Source organism: Acidipila sp. EB88 (genome assembly GCF_003858395.1).
Lineage (GTDB): Bacteria > Acidobacteriota > Terriglobia > Terriglobales > Acidobacteriaceae > EB88.
In genome coordinates this window covers 3767653-3787012 of the sequence record NZ_QWEV01000005.1, presented here as the reverse complement: position 1 = coordinate 3787012, position 19360 = coordinate 3767653, and the positions used below count along the sequence as shown (strand labels likewise).

Annotated in this window: 12 protein-coding genes; 7 read left to right on the top strand and 5 right to left on the bottom strand. The window is 62.8% G+C overall.

Translation table 11 applies throughout. From position 1 onward, the window contains the following. Positions 1-8: 8 nt before the first annotated feature. Together D1Y84_RS15955 and D1Y84_RS15950 are read right to left on the bottom strand one after the other, a co-directional pair. The gene (locus D1Y84_RS15955; protein WP_148092693.1) at positions 9-1529 is read right to left on the bottom strand and encodes a hypothetical protein; all 1521 of its coding nucleotides are present in this window, start codon (positions 1527-1529) and stop codon (positions 9-11) included. A gap of 698 nt (positions 1530-2227) precedes the next feature. Next, complete coding sequence (locus D1Y84_RS15950) at positions 2228-3094, bottom strand: inositol oxygenase family protein (RefSeq protein WP_124849570.1); 867 nt, start codon at positions 3092-3094, stop codon at positions 2228-2230. 331 nt (positions 3095-3425) lie between these two features. Between D1Y84_RS15950 and D1Y84_RS15945 the strand changes: the two genes are divergently transcribed. The 7 genes from D1Y84_RS15945 (at position 3426) to D1Y84_RS15915 (ending at position 14031) form a co-directional block, all read left to right on the top strand. Beyond that, on the top strand, positions 3426-3530 hold the full coding sequence (locus D1Y84_RS15945; protein WP_199726429.1) for a translocated intimin receptor Tir: 105 nt from the start codon (positions 3426-3428) through the stop codon (positions 3528-3530). A gap of 28 nt (positions 3531-3558) precedes the next feature. Further along, positions 3559-4872, top strand: coding sequence for a GRP family sugar transporter (locus D1Y84_RS15940; protein ID WP_124849569.1), 1314 nt, complete (start codon positions 3559-3561; stop codon positions 4870-4872). Positions 4873-4992: 120 nt separating this feature from the next. Continuing rightward, positions 4993-6498, top strand: a complete 1506-nt coding sequence (locus D1Y84_RS15935; RefSeq protein ID WP_124849568.1) for a glycoside hydrolase family 32 protein — start codon at positions 4993-4995, stop codon at positions 6496-6498. Between the two features lie 168 nt (positions 6499-6666). Then, positions 6667-7641, top strand: coding sequence for a substrate-binding domain-containing protein (locus D1Y84_RS15930; RefSeq protein WP_124849567.1), 975 nt, complete (start codon positions 6667-6669; stop codon positions 7639-7641). Next, a complete protein-coding gene (locus D1Y84_RS15925) occupies positions 7638-9743 on the top strand; it encodes a sensor histidine kinase (protein ID WP_124849566.1) in 2106 nt (701 codons plus the stop codon). Before D1Y84_RS15930 ends, D1Y84_RS15925 begins: the two co-directional genes overlap by 4 nt. Continuing rightward, positions 9740-10378: a response regulator transcription factor gene (locus D1Y84_RS15920; protein WP_124849565.1), complete on the top strand. Its 639-nt coding sequence runs from the start codon at positions 9740-9742 to the stop codon at positions 10376-10378. Before D1Y84_RS15925 ends, D1Y84_RS15920 begins: the two co-directional genes overlap by 4 nt. A 242-nt stretch (positions 10379-10620) precedes the next feature. Beyond that, the gene (locus D1Y84_RS15915; protein ID WP_124849564.1) at positions 10621-14031 is read left to right on the top strand and encodes a carboxypeptidase regulatory-like domain-containing protein; all 3411 of its coding nucleotides are present in this window, start codon (positions 10621-10623) and stop codon (positions 14029-14031) included. Between the two features lie 314 nt (positions 14032-14345). On the opposite strand, the gene D1Y84_RS15910 is transcribed toward D1Y84_RS15915, so the two are convergent. From D1Y84_RS15910 to D1Y84_RS15900, 3 genes are all read right to left on the bottom strand, one after another. Continuing rightward, positions 14346-15833: a tetratricopeptide repeat protein gene (locus tag D1Y84_RS15910; RefSeq protein ID WP_158615518.1), complete on the bottom strand. Its 1488-nt coding sequence runs from the start codon at positions 15831-15833 to the stop codon at positions 14346-14348. A gap of 58 nt (positions 15834-15891) precedes the next feature. After that, the gene (locus tag D1Y84_RS15905; protein ID WP_233581476.1) at positions 15892-17976 is read right to left on the bottom strand and encodes a beta-L-arabinofuranosidase domain-containing protein; all 2085 of its coding nucleotides are present in this window, start codon (positions 17974-17976) and stop codon (positions 15892-15894) included. Positions 17977-18091: 115 nt separating this feature from the next. After that, positions 18092-19348 (bottom strand): Gfo/Idh/MocA family protein, encoded by a 1257-nt coding sequence (locus D1Y84_RS15900; RefSeq protein ID WP_124849561.1) that lies wholly within the window; start codon positions 19346-19348, stop codon positions 18092-18094. Positions 19349-19360 lie beyond the last annotated feature (12 nt).

Sequence of the window (19360 nt, the reverse complement as noted above, 5' to 3'; positions counted from 1 at the left end):
CGGCAGGATCACTCCGGCTGCGCGAGCCGGAGCTGCAGCACTCCATCGCCCGCGGCAAGCAGGACGCCATCGTCTGTCGGTCGAGCGGTTCCGCGCTCCACCTCCACGGCATAGTGGAAGTCGCGGTAGCGGTAGCGTAGGCTCGTGCCTTCCACGCCCACAAAGGAGCTGCGTGCCTGTTCCCAGCACAGCCGCATTCCCGCAACCTGATTCTCCTGCACTCCGCTGAAGAGCATCACGAGTCTTTGCTCTGAGAACGTGAAGGTGGCCATCACACCGTGTTCAAGCGGTACCTGTACGTGCAGCGTATCTTCCGCTTCGTGCGCAGACGGCTCGCCTGCGAACCTCAAAACCAACGCGCGCCCGGCGCCGTCCGACAGCGTAAACACGCCCTGGGCAGCGCCGTCGCGCTTGTCTACGTCTCCCGGTTTACGGCTCCAATGGTAGCCGTCCAGCACTGCGAGCCCAATCTGGTCAATCCCGTGCTGCGTCGCCGTGTCGTGCAGGTAGATCTGCGGAAAGCGATCGCTGTAGACGAACAGGTCCCGCAAGTAAACGTCGTCGCCGCGAAAATGAAGATTGGCCCGGTAGAAGCGGCTCTGGTACCAGATGGTGCGCTCCGGCAATTCCTTCTTCCCATACGGGTCGGCCAGCATGATCTGCATCTGCACCGGCGTCTGCGCAAATTGCCTGCGAAAGTGACGCCCCGTCGCACTCATCGGCTCAACCACCACGCTGCTCGTGCGCACTGTCTCCGCAAGTTTATCGAGCTGCATGCCATAGGCCTCTTGCATCTCTGGCCAGCCGAAACTGTTTTCCTGGCCTAGCTGCGCGTAGGCAAGTCGACCCGCGGGCGCATGCGCCATCATCTCGTAGAAGCTGTCCACAAACGCCGCGGAGCGTCCGGAGGGCCACACCGGCTCCATGGTATCCGGGTATGCGAAGACCTTGTCGTAGTAGTAGACCGGGTCCTGTCCGAGCAGCCGGAAGATCTGCACCGGGATCTGGTTCTCCGCACGCAGCGCGCAGCTCCACGCGTTGATCCGACTCGGGTAATACGCCGTGATGGGCGAACCCCAAATTGTGAAACCATCCGTCGCCAGTTGATCGCGGCAATTGCCAAGGGCCTCCACCGCGTAGTGTTCCGCCAGGTGCGCCACGGTGACCGCGTCGAGGTTCCACGAAGCGACGGCTTTCGGATAGTAACCCACTGCTTTCCGAAAGCCGCCCATCGCGGCATCCGCCAGTCGCTTGCGGTCGTCCGGCTGGTAGCCAATCGAGTAAGCCACGGGCACGTGGTAGTCCCACTCCCAGTCAGGCTTGCCACGCCACGCGATGCCGGCAGCATCGCACAGCTTTCGATTGTTCTCCAGCCACAGCCCGATCTCGTGACTGGCCGGGATCTCCTGCTGCAGGTAGGCAAGAAAAGGGCCTTCCACCACGGCGTCAAACTGCAGAAGCCACGTCGCCGGAAAACCATGCGCCTTAATCAGTTCCATCTGTTTACGCACAGGAAGAAAGAGATCCATGGACTCACGCGGTTCCTCTGCCCGGATGAAGTTCATGATGTTGACGGTCCGGCGAACCGCGGAGCGCCCCTTCCGGTCGTGAGGGCTGGCAAGCAATGACGGGCCCGCCATGCTTGCGGCCAGCATCATTAGCAATACCTCACGCCTTGTCGGCCCGCACCTGTTTTGCATACGTCTCATCACCTCCGCTTCGCTTGTCCTTTCACAATTGCACGGACCTGCTCCGCGATTCTGCCGGTGCTTAAACAAAATTGATTGGGAGAGTTGCAGGGCTTTCACGGCGTCCGCAGCGAGCGGCATTCACAACGGATGGTTGCCAGTTTTGTCGTAGGCAAGGCTGCTTACGCTCGATGCAAGCACTGGCAGCCTCGCGTGACGAGACCTCACCGGTATTTCGTCTTCGCCATTGCGACTGTGTCGACAGAGTGCCTGATCGACCGGCTCGTGTTACAGGCAAACCGGAACCACACCGCGAACAGATGGGCAGATTGGTTGCATGATGGTGCAGCAGCTCTGCATATCTTTCATGCACGGGGGAGCTGCGCAGCCTGCTCCAGAAATCGTTACGCACTCCGCTGCGCGGCGAAATGCGATTGGAACGCCTGCCGGCTGAAACAAACAGGCGTTCCCATCGCGCAAGTCAGCATGTCCGCGTCAGGCTCCGGCATTCCGTCATGAACCGCTCCGCTGAAGAGCGGCTACCAGGCCAGCGTGGGAGGCAGAAACTCCGCGAACAGTTCGTCGTAGTACGGCTTCAACTCCTGCAGGTTCGGCTTGGTGTGTGCCTTGGAGTACAGGTCGTACTGGTTGAACTTCAACACCCACTCCAGCATGGACCTGTCCTTGTCGTTGCACAGGTAGTCGTACGCTCCATGCCGATGCCAGGGGTAGAAGGAGTGGAAGCGCAACATGTAAAGCGACTCATCGCGCAGGTACGGCTTCATGACCTCGGCGATGTAGCCGTCGTGCCCGAACGACATGTGCAGCTTTTCCAGCCCGCAGTTCGGCTCGTAGATACCGTACTTGCTCTGCAGTTCCGGCCGATGGCGATCGGGGTTCTTGTCGAAGTACTCGGGGAAGACAATGTCCTTCGACCATCCGCAACCAACCGGGAAGGTATCGCCCACCACGCCCCACTGCGGCTCGCCGTACAGGCACAGACACTTACCCAGATCGTGGATAAAGCCGGTCAGCACCATCCAGCGTGGATGGCCATCGCGGCGGATTGCCTCCGAGGTCTGCAGCAGGTGTTCAATCTGCGTCAGGTCGGTGTCCGGATCGCTGTCATCTACCAGGGTGTTCAGAAACTCTGCCGCTTCCCAGATAGTCTTCTGGCCCTTTTGGAGACTGAAGTACAGCTTCTCCTTGGCCAGCACGTAGTCAAGCGTCTGATGTTCGTGGTTGAGCCGGTAAAACTCTGCGACACTGGGAGTTGCTGTGGCGTCGTACACGCGGAATTCTTCCTGTGTCTTGCCTTCCTTGTACCGACCCTCAAGAAACTCGTCCCATTCATCGAGGTCACCCAAGGGTGCGTCGCCTGGTTTACCTGCGAGGCTTGTGCTCATAAGGCGGCTCCTAATGTGCGTGCGGCCTTGTCCCCGGCCGGATCGCGAAACTCTACGTTAGCGCTAACGTATAACAGGGAAATCCAACGGCACGCAACCTTGCACTGCACCGACCACGTGCGTGGACGACTCTCCCGGACCAGGCAATAACGCCCAGCGCCGGCTGCCACTCCAGATTCCCATCGCCATGGACCAGGCATTCCGGAGCACCTCCCTTGATTGACACCCCTGATGCCGGGTCCATACGATACCGCGGCAGGGCAGAACACCGGGGCGATGTCCCTTGTCCGATGCCGGTGTATTGCCTGGAGCGATGCGAATACCCGTACCTATGAGCCGCACAGACACGTTCAAGGCGCGCCTGACCGATGTGCAGTTTTGGGTGCCGGCACTGTGGCTTGTGCCGGGCGTCGCCGCCCTCGTGGCCCTGCACTAGAGCGCCTCCACTTCGACGAAGAGGGTCCATGGGATTGAGCCGCACCACGTTGCCGCAGAAAACTGCCACGGGACAAGGACTTTCTCTGCACGGGCTTGGCGTGGTCTGCGGACTGGCCGCAGGGGTCTGGCTGGGCGCCGCCGAGGCGCCTACCAAGCTGGTCACCGCGGGCTTTTCACCCTTCGCCGTCTCGCTCTGCATGGTGGCTGGCGTCTTCACCGCCCGCTGGACCTTTCCCACCCTGCTCAAGGGCACCTCCTACGTCTTTGCCGACCTGATGGCGAAAAAGCACCTGATCGTCTGGGCGATCCTCGCCGGCGCGTTGTGGGCCGTGGGCAACACCCTCACCATCTTTGCCATACGCGATGTCGGCCTGGCCACGGCCTTTCCTATCTGGAACACCAACGGACTCGTCGGTCTCGTGTGGGCCCGATTGTTATTTCTTGAGCTGCAGGGAGCGAATGCTCAAAACATCCTCAAGGTGGTAGTGGGTGGCGTACTCATCGTCAGCGCCGCCATCCTGCTGGGCTTCAGCACCATCCACGGCGCGTCTGCCGCGCCTGGCGCGACGGTGCAGGCGGTTCGCGGCCTTGCCGCCGCGGTTGGCGCAAGCCTGATGTGGGGCACCATGTATGTGCCCTATCGCAAGGCCTACATCAGCGGCATGAACCCGCTCTCGTTCGTCACAGCCTTCACCGTCGGCGAACTGGCGACCATGTTTGCCTTGACCCTTTACCTGGACGGCGGACGCAAGTCCTCCGTGTTCCGGCTCGTGCACAATCCACAGCTTCTGTTCTGGCTGTTTCTGGGCGGCTTCATCTGGGTCATCGGCGACATCTTCCAGCAGTTTGCCGCGAAGTACCTCGGCATCGGCCGCGGCATCCCCCTGGCAAACACCAACCAGCTCTGGGGTTTGGCGTGGGGCGCGCTCGTGTTTGGGGAACTTGCCACCGCCAATGCACAGCACCGGCTGTTCGTCCTGCTCGGCTCCGTGCTGATGATCGCGGGCGCGCTGGCCATCAGCACGGCAGTGGCTTCTTCTCGAGAACACACCTCCCGCAATGCCGCGCTTGAGCGGGAATGCGACCGCTACGGCCTCAACTACCTCGAGGTGCTGGGCGCACAGAACGGCGAAGAGTTTGGCAATCGCAACCAGCGTCGGCGGTGGTGGGACTTTGCCATTGTTCTGGCGGCTACCGCGGTGTTTATCTGGCTGGGGATACACGCTAGGCTTCCACCCATTGCCATCAACGGCCACTGGGTGCTGGCGCTCGGCGGCGTGCTGATTGTCTCCCTCGCAGGTGCCGGGTATGGCCTCTGGCGCAGCACGCGCTTCTGCTGAGGACGAGGCTGCCTTGTCACGCGCGAAGCACTCCCCGCGCGCAGCTCTCTCCCACTGCGCCGTCGCCAGGCTGACGGTGATCCTCCAAGGCAGACGTTGCAGCAGCAGAAAGGCCCACCGATGAAAGTCGCCACACGACGACAGTTCCTGGCAGCCGCCGGCACAGCAGCGGCGCTCACTGCCTTGCCGCGCGGCTTGCAAGCACAGGGAGCCGCTACCAGGGCAGGCACGCTCGCAGCAGATCCGATGCGGCCGCAGTTTCACCTGCTCCCGGCGAAGAACTGGATGAACGATCCCAACGGCCCCATTTACTTCCAAGGGCAATACCACATGTTCTTCCAGTACAATCCCGAAGCAGCCGTGTGGGGCAATATGAGCTGGAATCACGCCGTGTCGTCTGACATGCTGCACTGGTCTCACCTGCCGGTGGCCCTCACGCCGACCCCTGCAGGTCCGGATGCGTACGGCGTCTTTTCAGGATCGGCAATCCAGGTGGGCAGCCGGGTGTACGCGGTGTACACCGGAACGAAGAAAGGTTCGCCAGAGCTCGCAACGATACGGGATAAAAAGAGCGAGATCCAGGAATCGCAATGCCTCGCCTGGTCCGATGATCCTCGGCTTGTGTTGTGGACAAAGGATCCCGCTCCGATCGTGCCGCGGCCGCCCGAGGGGCTTCGGATCACCGGCTTTCGCGATCCATCCGCATGGAAGCAGGGAGACTGGTACTACATGACAGTAGGATCGGGTATTGCACAGGTCGGCGGTTGCGTGCTGCTCTACCGGTCGAAAGACATGCGCACCTGGGAGTACCTGCACGTGTTGGTGCAGGGCGCGTGGAACGGGCAGCCAACCACCAATCCATGCGAGGACGGCGAGATGTGGGAGTGCCCCGAGTTCTTCGCGCTCGATGGCGGCCACGTGCTGATCTACTCCACGCTTGGCAAGGTGTTCTGGGTGTCGGGGATCCTCAATGAAGCGACGATGAAGTTCAAAGCGGCCAGAACAGGACTGCTCGACCTCGAATCCTTCTATGCCCCCAAGACGCAGCTCGATGCCGCAGGACGAAGGATCCTGTGGGGCTGGATCCAGGAGCGGCGCTCGGAAGATGCCATGCGAACAGCAGGCTGGTCTGGGATGATGAGCCTGCCGCGGGTGCTCAACCTCGACAAGGATGGAACGCTGCGCATGCAGGTGCTGCCGGAGACAAGAGCGCTGCGCAGTGCCGCGGTTCCAGTTACGAAAGCAGACACCGGGTTGCGCGCAGTGTTGCCAAGGGCGACCGGCGAAGTTCTGTGCACGGGTGCCGGGGCTACGGATTTCACATTCGGTCTGCAAACCAGCGCCGGAGATTTGTTCAGGGTGCAGTACCACCGCGACAAACACGCTTTTGTTGCGGACGGCAAGGAGATCGCGCTTGCACCGGCCGACCTGCCGGTGTTGCATGCTTTTGTGGATGGCTCTGTGGTCGAGTTGATCGTGGCCGGCAGACTGGGCTACACCAGGCGGTTCTACTATGCGGACATCACCGCGCCTGATGTCACCGCGTGGACAGATGGCAGTGGTACATCCTTGCAAGCGTGGCAGGTTTCGCCCATCTCCTCGAACCGGTTGACCACGCCTGCTTAAGCAAGTCATCCCGGCAGGTTCCGCCACGCTGCGGCTCTAACGCGAACGCATCGCGTACATTTGGCAAACGGGTTCATAGCGCTTAAGCTGTTCAGGCCGTGGACCCATCGCTCGCCTTCGCAACGTACGCCGGGATCAAGGCACAACGTTCCCTGGTGGAGTGTACTCATGCCGCGCACAAAGCGATGTTTTCTCTGCGTGCGTGGCCTTGCTCTTTTGCTGTGCTGCCTTGGCTGCGGGCGGCACCCTCAGCCACTCACAATCGCAGTCGTACCTGAAAGCGCCCCGGAGCAGATCTGGCTCGACGAGCACGCGGGAACACTGCGCGCGGCCAGCCACCACGGTGTACGCATTTACTGGAACGCGCCCGATCGCGAGGGCGATGTGCAGCGGCAGATCTCGCTTGTGGAACAGGTCGGCGACCAGAAGGATGCAGGCCTGGTGCTGGCTCCAGCGCAGGAGCTGGCACTCATGTTGCCTGTCCGCAGGCTACTAGACCGCCACATGCCGGTGGTCATCATCAGCTCGCCGATGACGTTGCCTCCGCGGCCAAACCTCGCTTACATCCTCAACGACGAAGATCAGACCGGGGCCATCGCTGCCCGTGCCATCGGCAGCAGTCTGCACGGCAAAGGCTCGATCGCTCTGCTGGGAATCAATCCTTTTCAGAGCGGCGTCACGCTTCGCTTGCGCGCCTTTGAAGCGTATCTGCATCGCGAGTACCCGGCCATCCGCATCACCGATCGCAGGGTTGCATCGGACAGCTTCTCGTCTGAACAAACTGCGGCGGAAGTGCTGGCAGCGACGCCGCGCATTGACGCCGCCCTGGCGCTCGACCCGTCATCCGCCATCGGGCTGTACCAGGCCGAACAGCAGCAACCGACCCGGCATCGCATCACCATCATCGCCTGTGGTCAGGATGCCAGCCTCTTCGCGCTGCTCAAGTCCGGCTTCATCGATGCCTACATCGCGCAGGACTCCTACACCATGGGGTACCAGGCCGTCGACGCCATCCTCAGGATGCGACAGGGTCTGCCCGTACCGGCGCGGGTAGCACTGGGTCCGATCGTGATCACCGCGGCGAACATGCATGACCCCGCAATCCTCGCGCGGATCGCAAACATCCCGGACGAGCCGTTGTGAGACCTTTGCTCTCGGTCGTCCTACTCGTCAGCGTTTTCTGCGTGCTTGCAGCCGCGCTGACCCATGCGTTCCGCCCGGTCGAGCTCGCGCTCCCTTACACCGACCGCTTCTCCATCGACGGATTAAAGGGCTGGCAAAGTCTTGGAGGTTCCTGGTTCACGGAGTCTGGCACGGTCGTCAACGACTCGGAGGAGCGCGGCGCAAAGCTGCTCTTCGGCGCCGACACATGGAGTGACTACGCCCTGTCCGCCGACGTGCAGGTTCTCGGGGCCGACGGCGATGCCGGGGTAATCGTCCGCTCCACTGATGAGCAGCTCGGGACCAACGCCTACAGCGGCTACTATGCCGGCCTGCGAACCCTGGACGGGCGCCTGGTCCTCGGCCGCGCCGATTATGGCTGGCTGGAGTCGCAGACCGCGGCTTTCCCCGGCGGAATCCAGGTAGGACACTGGTACCGCGTGGAAGTAGTGGCTGTTGGGTGCACGGTCTCGGCCGCCGCTGTGGATCTTGCAAGTGGCGCGAGGAGCACCGTGTCCATGCAGGGCCAACCCTGCGTGCAGCATGGCCGTGTGGGGCTTCGCTCCTACGGCACCGCCGGGCGTTGGCGGGCCATCGCGATCAAGCCGGCCAATGCCGCTACGCTTGCGGCGCTTCACGCCACGCAGCAGCCTCGCGAGACGATCGACCCATACCAGTCCTGGCTCTCCGTGGTGACCGCCGCGAAGCTGTCGCAATCGTTCCCCGCCGCGGATGCTTCCGCGACACCCGGCACAGTGCGACCGATCGGCAGCCTTCGCTACGCCGACTCCACCGATCGCGCCCCGCGCACCATCCGCGGGGTCGTGATCCTGCGTCGCCCCATGCTCGTTGTGCAGGATGCAACCGGCGGCATTGCCATTCCAGCACAGGACCCCGTGCGCTTTGCGCCGGGCGATGAAGTCGAAGCCACGGGCGTGCCAATGGTGAGCGACTTCAGTCTTGTGTTAGAAAAAGCCACGATCAAAATCCTGGGCCACGGCAATCCATTACCACCCAAGTCCGTGTCCGCCTCCGAGGCCGCCACCGGCGTCTATGATGCCCAGTACATCGAGCTCACTGGGCTCGTCGCGAAGAACCAGGGTGACCAGCCGTCGCGCGACCTGCTGATTGATACCGGCTCGCAGTCCTTCCGTGCCGTGCTGCCCGAGAAAGAAAGCGGCAGGCGTCTGCTGCATTTGCCCAGGAACGCGCTGGTGCAGGTACGCGGGATCGAGGTGGTGGACCCGCATCTCACGCGCAACGAAACCCCGTTTGTGCTTTTCCTTCCATCGTTTGACTCGGTGGAGTTGCTGGCCGACCCTCCCTGGTGGAGTCTTGAGAACATGGTCTGGACCGCCCCGATTCTGCTGGTCCTGCTTCTGCTTGCGCAGCTCGGGCGCGTGCGGTTGCGGCACCTGCGCCTCCACGCCGCCATGCAGGAGCGGCAACGCCTCGGCCGCGAGATCCATGACACGCTGGCGCAGAGTTTCGCGGGCGTGGGCTACCAGTTGCAGGCAGTGCGCTCGAGCCTTGCCGCCGGCAGCGCCTCGGTTTCGGAGCATATCGACCTCGCGGTGGACATGGTGCGCCACAGCCACCAGGAGGCCCGCCGCAGTATCGCATCCATGCAGGCGGAGCTGCTCGATGGCAACGACATAGCGTGCATGCTTGAGGAGCGCGCGCGGCACATGGTCAAAGGCACGCCGTTACGCATCGCTGCCGTTACAAAAGGCGAGCCCCGCCCGTTGCCGCCCCGTATTGTGGATGCCCTGAACCGCGTCGGCCAGGAAGCCGTGGCGAATGCCATCCAGCACGCGGGCACGGACACTCTGCGGATCGAGGTCATCTTTCAAGACCGCGAGGTCCTGCTCGTGGTCGAGGACGATGGCCGGGGCTTCGACGCGGCAGCCAACCTGCCGGGCTTCGGACTGCTCAGCATGCGCAAACGCGCCGATGCCATCGGTGCGCAACTCGTACTCATCAGCAGGCCGGGGCAGGGCACACGCGTGGAACTGCGTGCATCGCTGCGTCGCAGGCGCAGACTCGAACGATTCCTGAGGACCGGGGAGCCCCACCTTCTATGAAAGCAGCAAGCAGGCCCATCAAGCTGTTGATTGTGGACGATCATCCTGTTGTCCGCGCCGGGTTGTCGAGCATGCTGGCCATGCATGGCGAAATCGAAGTCATGGATGCGGTGGCAACCTGCGCCGATGCGCTGCGACGCATCGGGCAGGAGGCGCCCGACATCATCCTGCTGGACCTTCGCATGCCCGGCATGGACGGCGTGGCTTTTCTCGAGTTGCCCGCGGAGACGCGCAAAAAGGCACGAGTCATCGTCCTCACGAGCTATGAGCGCGATGAGGAAATCTACCGCGCCGTGCAGGCCGGCGCACAGGGCTACCTCACCAAGGATGCTTCGGAAGACGAAATGGTGTCTGCCATCCTGCGGGTGCACGAGGGCAGGCGTGTGATCCCGCCGCACATCGCGGCCAGGCTTGCTGACCGCCTGATGCGGTCGACGCTGACCGCTCGCGAGATCGAGATCCTCAAGATCCTGGCGGAAGGGTTGACCAACCGGCAGATCGGCAAGCGCCTCAGCATCAGCGAGAACACCGTCCGCAACCATGTCAAGAGCCTGCTCGACAAGCTTGAAGTTGCCGACCGCACGGAAGCGGCCACCATCGCCATCCGACGCGGCATCATCCAGATGGATCAGTAATTGCTCCATCGGGCGATCTGTACCAGGAATCTGTCCGAAATGTTTCTTCGCGTGGTGAGTCTGCTACTTTCCAGCGACGCAGCAAGCTGGATGATATCTGCTAGTGCAAACGGGCTACGCAGCGAAGGTGCATCAGAGCCGGGCCATCCTAGATCGCCGACTGCTAGGATGCTCACGTTTTAGGCAAGCCGCGTCGCTGCTGCTCAGCGCGCTCGACCGGCTCCGTCTCGTGGAGGCTTGGAATGCATCGTTTGCTGGTCCGTTGTTTCATCGTCTTGGTGTTGTGCCTTGGGATCGCGGCTACCAGCTGGGCACAGTTCAACAGCAGTCTTCAGGGCACGGTGCAGGACTCTTCCGGCGCTTCCGTCCCCGATGCCGCCGTGACTCTGATCAACACCGAGACAAAAGTAAGCCAGGCATCCAGGGCTGACGCCTCGGGCGTCTACCGCTTCAACAGCCTGGCCCCCGGGAGCTACCAGGTATCGGCTACGGCAGCCGGGTTCTCGGCAGTCACTGTGGCCGTTACGCTCACCACCGGCGAAAACGAGAATGTGCCCGTCACTCTGCACATCGGGCAGACCACGACGCAGGTGCAGGTCACCGAGCAGCAACCATTACTCGACACCTCCGACACCCGCAACCAGCTCACCCTCGACCGGGCAGCGATGAGTTCGCTGCCCCTGCCGGCACGCAATCCCTTGTCGCTGATCACACTCACACCGGGCGTGACCGGCATCGGCGCCGGCAACGCAACCAACTTCAACCCGGAGAACTCCGTCGACGCGAGCGCCAATGGCCGCGGCTCCAACGGCAACCTGTATGTCGTCGACGGTCTTGACGTCACCAGCAGCATCCGCCCCGGCGTGGTAAACCTGACGCCCAACGCTGACACCGTGCAGGAAGCCACCGTGCAGACCAACACCTACACCGTGGACTATGGCCGCGCCAGTTCCATCGAGACACTGATGACAACGCGCTCCGGAACAAACCAGTTCCACGGGTTTGCCAGTGAGTTCTATACCTACCAGGGGTTGTTCGCACGCGGCGAGTTTGGCGTTCCCGCTGGTACCGACGTCTCGCCCTACCACACCAACAACCTGTCCTTCGGAGTGGGCGGCCCCGTCATTCCGAAGCACCAGTTTTTCTTCTTCGCCGGGTACGAACCATACCGCGCCATCCTCTCCACCGGCGCATCGCTTCAGACGTACGAGGACCCCGCGTTTACCGCCTTCGCGAATGTGGTTGCGCCCAACAGTCCGACCGTCGCACTGCTCAACACCTACAAGCCCACCAATGCCAGCTTCCGCAACGTGCTCCAGACGGCAACCCAGGCATTCGGCGCGCAGAACCTCGCGGCAAACACCGGCTGCGGGACGCCCAGCACCGACAACATCCCGTGCTCCACGCCGGTCTTCGACCAGGGCAACTTCAACAACAGCAGCTCCAACAACTCAAATCAGTACAACGTACGCGTCGACAAGACCTTCGCCAAGGATCGCGTCTACGGCCTGTTCTATCGCGACACCATCAACACCGGCGCACCCTCGGTTCGGCCGGCCTTTGCTGAAACGGATAAGTACTACACCTTTTCCCTACAGGGAAACGAGACACACACCTTCTCCTCAAGCACGCTCAACGAGGCCTTCGCCGGCTACAACCGCATCGAGGGCTTCGCTCCCTCGACCGGGTTGTTCAATGTGCCGGTTGTGAACGTGACTGGCCTAGGCGTCGGCCTCGGCGACGGGTTCGCGCTGGGAGACTACGTGCAGCACAGCTATCACTGGCGCGACGTGCTCTCGCACATTCACAGCGCGCACGATCTGCGCGTCGGCTACGAGGGCTGGCACGGCGACGACATCGCGAACTTCGCGGCCGCCTACGCACAGCCTAGCCTGCAGTACAGCAACATGATCGACCTCATCAACAACGACATCTACTCGGAAAGCGGCCTGACCTACGACCCCGTCACCGGCCAGCCCAAGGCGCATAACTACGGCTACCAGCAAACTACGGGCGGTGCCTTTGCAGAAGACACCTGGAAAGCGAGCCGCAAGCTCACCGTGAACTACGGCATCCGGTACGACAACTTCGGAAACGCCTACGCCAAGTCCGGCACCACCCTCGCCAACTTCCATCTCGGCAGCGGCTCGAGCTTCCCTGAACAAGTCGCAAACGGCGTCATGACACAGCAGGGACACGTGTACAACCACGATCTGAACTGGGTATTCAGCCCACGCGGAGGCTTCGCCTACTCACCCGATGAAGCATCGAAGTGGCTCGTGCATGGCGGCATCGGCCTCTACCACGACTACTTCACGCTGGGGAACTCAGAGAATGGCCTCAGCGGCAACCCTCCGTCCTTCGTGACGCCGACCTTCTTTAACAATGGCTCCACCTCCGCGCCCATCTTCAGCACGGGCACGCAGAACACGTACCCATTCGGTTTTCAGTACCCCGCATTCGGGGGCACACCGCTCAACGCCAAGGGTGGCCTCGCAGGCTCTCAGATCGCCGTCGGTGGAGTGGACGAGAACCTCGCCAGTCCCTTCACCCTCAACTTCAGCCTTGCCATCGACCGGCAGCTCACGCGCGATTTCGTGGTCAGCGTTGGCTATGTCGGCTCACACTCGGGCAACCTGGTCATCGGCGGCGGCAACACCAGCAACACCGCCTACGGCAACGACGTGAACGCTTATCGCGGAGACCTCATCCAGCACATCAACTGCACGGAGAACGCCACCACCAACACCTGCAGCGGCGTGCAAACACGCCTCAACACGAGCTTCGGAAGTATCAACTACGCCTTCAACGGGGCAATCGGCAACTACAGCGGGCTCGTCGTGTCGACGCGCGGTCGCTTCGCGCGCTCCGGCTTCCTCACGGCGTCTTACACGCACTCGCGTTCCGAAGACAACTGGCAGGTGTATCCCGTCGCCTTCCCGTTCTACAACTTCTACGCTGCTTCGCCTTATGACATTCCCAACCGGCTTTCGCTCGGTGTGTCTTACGAGCTGCCCACGCCTCGGCTTGCAAACGGGTTTGCAAGACACGTGGCGAATGGCTGGACGCTTGCCGGCCTGACGGTACTCCAGTCCGGACAGCCCTTTAGCGTCTACACCGGCGCTCCATTTGCCGCGCAGGAGATCGACCCGGCGCATGGACCGGCACCAGCGAACCTCGCCTACCTAGCCGGCAGTGGCGACTTCAACGCAGACGGCAACAACAACGATTACCCCAATGTGACCTCGTACAGGCAGCCCCACAATCGCAGTGCCTACCTGCCAAAAAATGGCGGCCTGTTCGGTTCCTGCTCGGGTGGCGTCCTGCCCTGCGGCAACTTCACCCTGCCTGCCTTCGGCACGGAAGGGAACGAGCGACCCAATCAATTTCGCAACGCAGGCTATGCCGACACCGACATCACCCTGAAGAAGAACACGCAGATCTGGGAAGGAGTGTCGCTCGAGCTGCGCATCGACACCTTCAACATCTTCAACCGCGTCAACCTTGTGAACTCCAACTCCAGCGTCACCACCGGGGCCGGCCTCACCACCCAGCCCGGCCTCGACACCAATCTCCAGGACGGCGGCTTCGGCCAGAGTCCAAGCGCCTACCCGGCACGCAACTTGCTGCTGGGCGCACGGCTCACGTTCTAGGCCCTTCACCCAAACAGCCACTGCGGCCAATCGCATTCTGGTTGCATTCAGGTCTAAGTCCGTAAGTCGTTGCGCACCCCGCGTTTATCACCCGGTTGCTTGCCCCTCTGCTACATGAGCAAGCAACCTCCACCCGTCACGCGCCTGTCACGCACCACACCCATCACCGCCAAAGCCTTCCCGCAGGACCAATCACACAGCCGGGTGCCCCATGGCTCGCACTCAAGCTATGGGTTCACAAAACCCAACGCCCCGGCCGCATGCCTCTCGGCCTATCGCCCGCACGCAGCCAGGATCATTCAACCCACAGCCCACTACTTCGTCTCCGTAAACCGGTAGCGACTCGACTCCTGGTCACGTGCGAGCTCGGTCTTCTTCGCCAGCTCCAGTCGCTTCAGCAATCCAGGCACAGCCGCCTCATCGCCCAGCTTGTGCCTGCTGCGAATCTCTGCATAGATCGCAAGGCTGTCATTCGGATCCCGCTTCAACGCCCGCTCGGCCTGCTCCAGCGCCAGGGCCGGCTGATCGGCGCGCAGGTAAAGCTTCGCCAGCAGGTCAAGCGCCTGCTGGTTGTCTGGCTCCAGCGCACATGCCTTGGTAGCTTGTGCGATTGCCTCCGCAGTGTCTCCACCGTCCGCCTCCGACAGCGCCTCGGCCAACAGGTACGCAAGCAGCGCATCCTGTGGGTGCAGCTTCGCCTGCTCTCGAAATAGCGCAAGCGACGCTGCATTCTCATGCCTCTGCGTTTCCAGGATTCCCACCGCGTCCATTGCGAGCGAAAGCTGCGGGTCCAGTTGATGCGCATGCGCAAAGTCTGCTTCGGCTTCTGCGAACTGCGACATCTGCACATGCAGCACACCACGGCTCACAAAGAGCGGCGCTGCCTTCGGCAGTCGCGTCAGCCCCGCGTTGATCATGTCGATCCCGACCTGCGCGGACTGATGCGCATCCGCCAGCCGCGCAAACGCGAGGTAGTTGTCCACCCGGTCCGGCTCCAGCACGATCGCCGTCCGCAGCAGTGCCACGGCACGCGGCGTATCGCTCGCTGCTTCGGCGATGCTGCTGCCCAGCACCAGCGAGCGCTCGTCAGCCCCGGCACCAAGCAACGGCTCGAGCGTAGTCAGCGCCTGCTTCGCCTCGCCCGCCTTCCACTGGGCAACAGCAAGGTCGTACGTTGCTTCGCTCGACGGCTGCTCCGTTTGCAACTGTGCAAAGACCACTTCCGCCTCGGGCCACTCCTCCAGTCGCGCCAGGCAGCTTCCATAGTCGAGCAGCAGCGCGGGCTGCGCAGGGAAGAGCACGCGAGCACGCTCGAAGTGGACCAGCGCGTTGCCGCACTCGCCCTCCCGCCCCTGTGTCGTCGCCAGCATCGCGTGGGTCGTGGCATCGTCGGGGCGGACCGCGAGAATGCGCAACAGCAGCGGCGCAGCAGCCTCCTGCCCGCGGGCAAACTCGATCTCGGCTGCGCCCTCCAGCGCCGGCAACGAGTTCGGGCAGACCGCAAGGGCAGCGTCGAAGCTGGCCAGTGCCTCCTGCCGGCGCGCCAGCGTGTTGAGCGCTACTCCCTGGAGTGACAGCAGGCGGCAATCGCGCGGCGCACTCCGCAAGGCGCGCTGCGCAGCAGCGAGCGCGCCTGCTGCGTCGCCTTCTTGCAGACGGTCGAGAGACACGGCAGGGGAGTCAGCAGCACTCCCGGCGACCTGCGCACGCGCCGAGACAAACGGCATCAGCAGCAGAAACAGCCACCATGCCGCGCGACTCCAGCCACGACCCGCGACCCGCATCGTTGCTCTGTTGTTCACTCCCGGGCGTCTCGGCATGCTCAACCTGCAAAAGTATGGACAGCCACGCGCACTGCTGTCAGCCCTTGTTTTCCGCCACGGGGAAAGCAGTGATGCGCAGCTTTGCCGCCGCATACGGAATCAGCAACACCGACTCGACCGGACCGTCCGCCTTTACCGGGCTCAGCGGAACGGGTCCGGCGACTCCTTCTTCCGCCCGCCACGCCGGCACCTTCCTGGCCGGCACACGCAGCGTCACGGCGGTATCTTTCCGCGCGAACGGCACAGCCCCCGTCGCACCAATCGTCTCCGTGATGCCGTGCGCGGGCGCCTCTGGGTCCAGCACAAGCGCATAGTTCCACTGGGTCATGGGATACACCTGCCAGTCGGCGGTCAGCCCACGGTCCCGCAGCTTCAACCAGTCCTCGCCGATGCCGTAAGAGAACACCAGCGGACCCCGCTCCACTGCCACAGAGTCATGGAACCAGCGCGATATACGCGGCTGCATGGGAAACACCATGCGTACCTCGTCGCCCTCCTGCCACACGCGATCGATCCTGCAGAAGGTGCCTTGCTGCGGAGCCGCCACCGCGTGGCCGTTCACCTGGATCGTCGTGCCCGCAGCCCACCCCGGGATCCTGAGCTCTAGCGGGAAACGTACCGGCGTCACGGGAGCAACCCGCAGCAACACGTTGCCCTGGAACGGGTAACTCGTCTCCTCCACAACGTGAATCGGCACACCACGCACCACAGTGTGCACTTCGCAAGGCGCGTAAGCAGTCGCGACCAGGCCAGCCAAGCCGTCTAAGCCGTCCAGCGAGGCCGCGCCTGCCGCAGCAGTTTTCCCTGACCCCATCCACAGCGACGCCGTGAACTTCGGCCAGCCCTGGTGATAGTTTGCGGTGCAGCAGCCGAAGTTCGGTTCCAGTCCAAACAGGTTTGACTCCGGCCCATCCGTGGTCCACGGTTCGCGATGCAGGCTGCACTCCACCTGGTTCGGCTGCTGGTTGTACTGGTGCGCCCACATGTCATCGGTGAGCGTGCCCGGCAGCGCGTTGAACGCAAGCTTCTCCAGCCGATCGCCCAGCGCCGGATCTCCCACGATCGCCAGCGATGTCTCGAGCGAAAACATCGTCTCCACCACCGTGCACAACTCCGACCCCTGTGAAGGATTCGGCCCGGCCAGGTGTTCGTCGCACGAGAACATGCCATTCGGCAAACCGTGATACCGGTCCAGCGCTCGCACCATCGCTGCCGCGGCCCCGCGGTCCGCCGCGGACCCGGAAAATAGTGACCACACGGGTCCCGTCTTGATCGCCTGGCCATTGTTGACGCCGTGCGTTGCCAGCGCCTTTTCATTCAGGCCGTTGCCGCCCGGCCCAAGGCCCACCTTCTCGGCAGTCGTTCGTTCGGTGTACTGGAAGTTCTCGAACTCGGCGGTCCATGCATACCCCTGCGCATGAAGCAGGTGCGCAAGCTCCAGCAGCCTCGGGTTGCGCGTCCGCTCATATAGCCACGCCACGCACAGAGCCTCGTCCTGCCATCGAAAGCGGCCCCAATCCCGCAGCGGCCTCTGCGGCAGCTCGCTCAACTGGTACCGGAAGTAGCGCTCCATGAAAGGCACCACCCGTGGGTCCCCGGTCGCCTCTGCGTACTGCGTAAGCACCTTGAGCATGACCATGCGTGGCCACCAGTCGTCGTTGCTGGTGGGGCCAAACATTCCGCTTGGCGTCTGCGAGCCAAGCGTCCAGTCAAGATAGCGCTGCGCCTTCTGCTGCAGCCCCTTGTCATCGAGCAGGTAGGCCAGCGGCACCAGTCCGTCCAGGTAATACGGACCACGCTCCCAGCTCTCTCCCGCGTGGCCCAGCCAACCGCTGTTCGGGCCTACATCGGGCCAGGTCTCGTCCAGGTGTCCGCTCAGTCCGCCGGCCTGGATCCGGAGCTGATCCTGCAGCCACCCCTTCGGCCGGACCGCACCGAGGGGCAACGCCACAAACGCCCCGGGACTAAACCCGGAACCGCCAGGAGTCGCATCCCCACCTGGGAGCGTGGCTGCTCGGGCCAGCAGTGGAGCCGCATCGGGCAGCGAACATGCAACGCCGGCAAGGCCAACCTGTTTCAAGAACTGGCGGCGACTGGGATCGCGGCGCTCGAAAATAGACACGAACATCCTCCGGGGTTGCAGCAAGACTACGCTTTGCGCTTACGACCCCGCATGACCCGAATGGTCTACATGGCGCTCTGGACAGCCCGCTATGCGGCGGCAATGCCATGCCGGCTCAGGTGGTCTTTGCTTCAGCGCCGCCATTGCCGCGATACTGCGGGATCGACATCCGCTGCTCCGCAAATACGGCATCATGCGCGACTGAGCAGGCAATGCCGGAACGGAATCCCACGTGCAGATCCGCCACAACAGCATGCTCGCCGCGCACCGCCTCCACAAACGAACGAATCGACTCCAGCGTTGGGTCGCTGCTCGAGCCCGTATTCACACGCTCGCCCACGCCGCGGTACGGCATCTCGCCGCCCGTTGAGTACGAAGCGCCCGTGACCACGCCGCGCTCCACGATCGTTTTGCTTGTGGGCTTATCGGCAGTCGGCTGGTTCGACAGCTTTTTCTCGTAGTAAAACGTTGCGTCTTCGATAGTGATCTGTGCGCTGCCTTCGGTGCCATAAACCCACAGCTCGTTGCCGTTTTTCGCATTGTCCGTCAACGAAGAAAACATCAGCCGGCGACCCTGCGAGTAGTTAAACACCAGCTGGACATTGTCTCCCACGGTGCGGCCATCGTGGTACACACAAACACTGCTTGTGCCGAGCACGCTTTCCGGCTGCTCCCCGAAGATCCAGTTCGCGATGTCGATGTGGTGCGAGCCGAGCTCCGTGCCGAGGCCGCCGGAAGTATCACGGTACAACCGCCAGTTGATCAGGTGCTCCAGCTTGCGCCCGGGGTCAGGCGAGGGCACGGCGCGCCGCCAGTCATTGTTGCGATTCCAGTAGGCGTAGATATGCGTTGGCTTGCCGATGTCTCCATGCTGAATCCGCCGCACCGATTCCTTCACCCACGACGCATAGCGATACTCATGCCCGATCTGGAAGAGAACGCCCGCGCGCTCGACTTCATCGACGATATTGTGGTTCTGCTCCACCGTGAAGCCAAGCGCCTTCTCACCAAAGATCGGTCGTCCACTGCGCGCAGCCGCGATGATGTGCTCGGCATGGCAGCCCACGGGCGATGCGATCAGTACGGCGTCCACATCGTGGCGCGAGAGCAGCTCCGCATAACTCGTGGTCGCGGGCACATCGTGCCCCACCAGTTGCCGCACCTGCTCGGTGCGCGACGGATAGATGTCGCAGATCGCGGAGATGGAAACGCCGGGCACCCGCAGGAACTGGCGCATGTCTTCCTGCCCGCGGCTGCCCGCGCCGATCACGCCCAGGCGGAGTGGCTTCGCAGCCGGGGCAGCGGCGCGCGCCACCGGTGACGATGCCAGCGCAGTGAGAGATGCAGCTTCAATAAAATCGCGACGGTTCATACGCGTACAAAG